The organism is Nitrosomonas sp. Nm51, assembly GCF_900111165.1.
Taxonomy (GTDB): Bacteria; Pseudomonadota; Gammaproteobacteria; order Burkholderiales; family Nitrosomonadaceae; genus Nitrosomonas.
Window position 1 is genome coordinate 1 of the sequence record NZ_FOGH01000100.1, and the last position, 3,071, is coordinate 3,071.

The following is a 3,071-nucleotide window of genomic DNA, read 5'->3' on the forward strand; positions in this document are numbered from 1 at the left end:
GGAGCCTTGCGGGCCTTGCTTATTTGTTCAAGTTTGCCCCGTTGATCGGCCGACAAAGACAATTCAGCGCGTTGTGTTTTTCGAGCCATGACACCTCCTGGTTTTTATTTGAGAATAGCCTGAAAAAGACAACTTGTAAATATTTTATTGAAACATTATACTAGTCAATTTTGCGCCCGGTATCATCGCGCTCTTGCTCCAATGTTTTTTGGCGAGCTTGTTGTGTGGCTTCGCGGTGCTTCCACAATGTTTTGAACATATCGGAAGCTGCGGCAATGAGATTTTGCGTGGGTGTAAGTTGCCTTAGAAGGTTTTTAAACTCACCTTCCAATACATCACGCCGGATTGATTTACCTTTATATTCGCACTTCCTGTTTTGGCACAGATAATAGGCATGCAGCTTACCTGTTTTACTTTTTGACCAGCAGGAGGTCAGGGCGTTGCCACACTGTGAGACATATGAAAAAAGTAACACTTTGGAAATGGCCGTTGCCTCTCTCGATCAATGGGAACGTGCGGAACAAATGGCGCAGATTTTGATCGGCGACATAAAAAATAAAGCGGCAAAATCCACCGAACAACCTATAATCCAATCCAAAAATGATTTGGTCTTTGGCCAATGATTGCAACGAACGTATCGGCTTTTATGTGAACGCGCTTTGGTTTTGTAATACAAAGTGCTGACTGTTTTACATCGCTTCCCGTTACGCGCAAGATGTGCGTTGTACTACAAAATGTACCATTTTCTAGTCCAGCGCTATCTTGGCAAGGGAGACGCTGGCGCTCTCCCGTTACATCCCTCTCGGTCGCACTAAACTTCAAATATTGCAATGCAAAATTTTCAGACAAGCGCTGATGTGGTGCATTATCGGCATCGATCCTTCATACACCAAAGAACGTTTGGCCGCTCAATCACGACCGCTGTTTCGCCAGCGGATGACGACCAAGGATGCGTCCTTAGATGCGTTTCAATTTTGAATTTGGCACATTTAGGTCAGCAAACGAGAGAATAACCATTTGATGCAAGGTGTTTTTCGCGGTTGTTGACTTACCCATTTTCGCTTATTCTCACGTATCATTTGGATATAAGAAACGGTTTGCTAAAAAATGCCTAAAGCCAAAATGAGGATATGACAATAGATGGCCATTAAGAAGACAGAATTATATTCATCCCTATGGGCAAGCTGTGATGAGCTTCGCGGTGGCATGGACGCATCGCAGTATAAAAATTACATTCTCACTCTTCTTTTTGTGAAATATGTTTCTGACAAATATGCCAATCAAAAACACGCACCGATTTTTATACCCGAAGGCGGATCATTCGCCGATATGGTTGCCAAAAAGGGCAAGAAAAATATCGGTGAAGAATTAAACAAAATCGTATCAAAGCTTGCCGCCGAAAATGATATGGCGTGGCTATCCAGTGGAGACAATGATTTTGAGAATGAAGAACGCTTAGGTAAAGGCCAAAAAATGGTCGATACCTTAAGCAATCTGGTCGGTATCTTTGAAAATTTGAGCCTCGGTAAAAATCGTGCGGAAGGCGATGATCTTCTCGGCGATGCATATGAATACCTGATGCGCCACTTTGCCACTGAATCCGGCAAGAGCAAGGGCCAGTTTTATACACCATCGGAAGTTTCACGCATTCTTTCTAAAATTCTGGGTATCAACAAAGAAACACGGCAGGATGAAACTGCTTACGACCCTACCTGCGGATCGGGATCGTTGCTATTGAAAGTAAACGATGAAGCGCCCAATGGTTTGACGCTTTACGGACAAGAAAAAGATAATGCCACCGCAGCCTTGGCAAAAATGAATATGATTTTGCACGATTGCCCCTCTGCGGACATCTGGCAGGATGACACGCTTTCCGATCCCCACTGGGTAAACAATGATGGCAACTTAAAAACCTTCGACTACGCTGTAGCCAATCCTCCATTTTCATCAAAGTCTTGGAGCAGCGGCATCAATGTCTCCGAAGATCAATTCAAACGTTTTGAATATGGCGAGCCGCCAGAAAAGAATGGCGACTATGCCTTCCTTCTCCACGTCATTAAATCTTTAAAAAGTACAGGCAAAGGCGCCGTCATTCTACCGCATGGCGTTTTATTCCGTGGAAATGCTGAGGCTGATATCCGCCGTAATATAGTCCGGCAAGGCTATATCAAAGGAATAATTGGCCTGCCAGCAAACTTGTTTTACGGCACAGGTATTCCCGCCTGCATCATCGTCATTGATAAGGAAAATGCGAAAGCCGAACGCCCAATCTTTATGATCGATGCCAGTAAAGGCTTCATGAAAGACGGTAATAAAAACCGCCTTCGCTCTCAGGACATTCACAAAATCGTTGATGTATTTAATAAACAGCTTGAGCTTGAGCGATACTCCCGCCTTGTGCCTTACGATGAAATTGCCGGTAAGAATGAATTTAACCTCAACATTCCACGTTATATTGATTCAAGCGAACCGGAAGATATTCACGATCTGGATGCGCATCTGAATGGCGGCATTCCGAACCGGGACATTGACGCACTCCAAAATTATTGGGATGTTTTTCCAAGTCTTCGTAATACGCTATTCAAACCGAGCAGCCGTCAAAACTATGCTGAAGCATTGGTCGAAGCTAGAGAAGTTAAAGCCACTATTCTTGACCACGCTGAATTTCACGCTTTCAAAGAAAAATCCTTGGCGCTTTATGAAGGATGGAAGTCGGCACATGAAAACCGCCTTTCTGAAATCAGCATCGGCGACAGCCCGAAAGAACTGATCTTCGATATTTCGGAAGACTTGCTGGCCAGATTTGCCAATGCCGATCTGCTCAGTAAATACGATATCTATCAAATTCTGATGGACTACTGGGCAGGCACGATGCAAGACGATGTTTACATGATCACTCAGGATGGCTGGAAAGCCGCCAATGTCGTGCGTCAATTGGTGCCGGTGAAGGATAAAAACGGCAAGTCTGTTTATAAGCTAAAGTTTCACGCTTTTTTGGAAGTGGCGATCTAATTTCATTGATTTTTTGTGATCAGCGATTTTCTTTTGGGTAAGAAGGCAGTCCCGATATT

The 3,071-nt window shown here is 44.1% G+C and carries 4 protein-coding genes; 3 read left to right on the top strand and 1 reads right to left on the bottom strand.

Going from position 1 to position 3,071, the window contains the following annotated elements; genetic code table 11:
- Positions 1 to 160: 160 nt before the first annotated feature.
- Positions 161 to 475 carry a recombinase zinc ribbon domain-containing protein gene (locus BMY60_RS14830; protein WP_090334675.1) on the bottom strand — a complete coding sequence of 105 codons (315 nt, stop codon included), beginning with the start codon at positions 473 to 475 and terminating at the stop codon, positions 161 to 163.
- Position 476: 1 nt separating this feature from the next.
- Between BMY60_RS14830 and BMY60_RS15920 the strand changes: the two genes are divergently transcribed.
- The 3 genes from BMY60_RS15920 to BMY60_RS14835 all read left to right on the top strand — a co-directional run bounded on the left by BMY60_RS15920 (position 477) and on the right by BMY60_RS14835 (position 3,012).
- A complete protein-coding gene (locus BMY60_RS15920; protein ID WP_177166703.1) occupies positions 477 to 623 on the top strand; it encodes a hypothetical protein in 147 nt (48 codons plus the stop codon).
- 139 nt (positions 624 to 762) lie between these two features.
- Positions 763 to 978 carry a hypothetical protein gene (locus BMY60_RS15535; protein ID WP_143057485.1) on the top strand — a complete coding sequence of 72 codons (216 nt, stop codon included), beginning with the start codon at positions 763 to 765 and terminating at the stop codon, positions 976 to 978.
- Positions 979 to 1,140: 162 nt separating this feature from the next.
- A complete protein-coding gene (locus tag BMY60_RS14835; RefSeq protein ID WP_090334676.1) occupies positions 1,141 to 3,012 on the top strand; it encodes a type I restriction-modification system subunit M in 1,872 nt (623 codons plus the stop codon).
- Positions 3,013 to 3,071 lie beyond the last annotated feature (59 nt).